The following is a 1,630-nucleotide window of genomic DNA, read 5'->3' on the forward strand; positions in this document are numbered from 1 at the left end:
ATATCTCTATGGCGAGATATTAATCTTTTTCACCATTTTTATTTACCTATTTTTGGTATCTAAAGCGATTAAAAATAGGTAAATAAACAAAAGTATCTAAAGCAATTAAAAAATAGGTAAATAAACAAAAATGGGAATAGGAGCCGTTTAGTCGGCTATCAACCAAAACTAATACTGATACGGCTTACATGTATTTTCGTAATCATAATGCGCTGGCACTTTATAATTCTCAGGAATGTCAGGCCATTTATCTTTTAGTTTATCTCCCCAACCTAGTTCAAACATATCATCATCAATTTTAGTCAAAAAATCCACAAAAGCATGAGAAAACGGTAGTCAAAAAATCCACAAGAGCATGAGAAAACGGCTTAACCCTGATTATTCCCGCTTTAGCAGTTAACATATCGTTATTTTTTATTGCTTGATAAATTATTTGGATATTTTGATTTAAACCGCTAATTAATCTTGCAAATTCTTTATTGAGATCAAGCTCATAATCTATATGCCAATGCTTAGTGATATAATCTTTTGACAGCCCGTGCATCATCGCTGCCGATAAAATCGTCTGTTTTATTTTCTCAAAATCGATATCTATATTGACTTTAGTCGTTTCCTCGGTGCTAGTAACTTCGTTCTTATAAGAGTCTGGCACTTTATAATCTTCAGGAACTGAAGGCCATTTATCTTTGAGTTTACTCCCCCATCCAAGCAGAAAAATATCACCATCAATCTTATCAAAAAAATTCATCAGAGTAAGTGAATATATTTTTGCCAAAATAATTGCGCTTATCGAAGCTAATAAATCATGCTGAGGCACAGCTTGACTTAGTAATTTAACCTCTTCTTTTAAATCACTTAATGTGTCGAGAAAACTTTCATTTTGATTAGATGTATAACAAATACGCCAATTTTCATCATAATCCTCAATCCAATCTTTTAGCTCTGCTTCGGATAGCCCTTGTTTTTGCGCTGCCAATAAGATTGTCTGTTTTACTTTTTCAAAGTCTATATCTATTTTCATTTTGGTAATCTCCTGCCTTTTCCTGCTTCTGTTTTTAGCTTATTACGTGTGCCATCTAAATTGTAGACCTCTTTGAATTTTCTGTGTTCAGTAAATACTTCAATATGATTTTTGTGTTGACCATCTAAATAAAATCAATCCCCTTGTTGGATATCTGTTCCTTTTATATCTTCAGTTGCTATATAAATAGGTTGTCCATCAAACCGTTGATTGGTTTTCCTAGCATTATTTTTTAACTCAGAGCCAAAGCCTGGTTGGTTTAAAAATTCGCCCATATTTCCCACCGCTCCCTTATTAGGTTCGTAAGGTTGCTTTGAAGTGAGAATATTATCTTGCCAATCACCCACATCAATTTCAGTACCTGGCAGTATATTAGCATTTTTATCTTGTTCTAATATCAGTGTTTCAAATCTTCCCGTCTCTTTTTCTTGGTCTGGAATTGGCGTTCCTATCACTATCGGTTTGGTTGATTCGGGTATTGGATAACCTTCTAATTTAGGTAACTCATTTGGGTCAGTCGCAATTGTCGTTTGGCTACTGTTCTTACGATAAAAATCAAGTAGGGCTTGTTGATATTCAGGTGAAAAACTTCTTTCCTCTACATCTATA

At 33.8% G+C, this 1,630-nt stretch carries 1 protein-coding gene and 1 pseudogene; both read right to left on the reverse strand.

Features of this window, described 5'->3' with window-relative positions:
* Positions 1-298: 298 nt before the first annotated feature.
* A complete protein-coding gene (locus O970_RS08965) occupies positions 299-1,021 on the reverse strand; it encodes a hypothetical protein (protein ID WP_133459366.1) in 723 nt (240 codons plus the stop codon).
* 134 nt (positions 1,022-1,155) lie between these two features.
* Positions 1,156-1,630 (reverse strand): annotated as a pseudogene (locus O970_RS09960) (hypothetical protein); the annotation flags it as partial.

This window comes from Candidatus Schmidhempelia bombi str. Bimp (assembly GCF_000471645.3).
Taxonomy (GTDB): domain Bacteria; phylum Pseudomonadota; class Gammaproteobacteria; order Enterobacterales; family Orbaceae; genus Utexia; species Utexia bombi.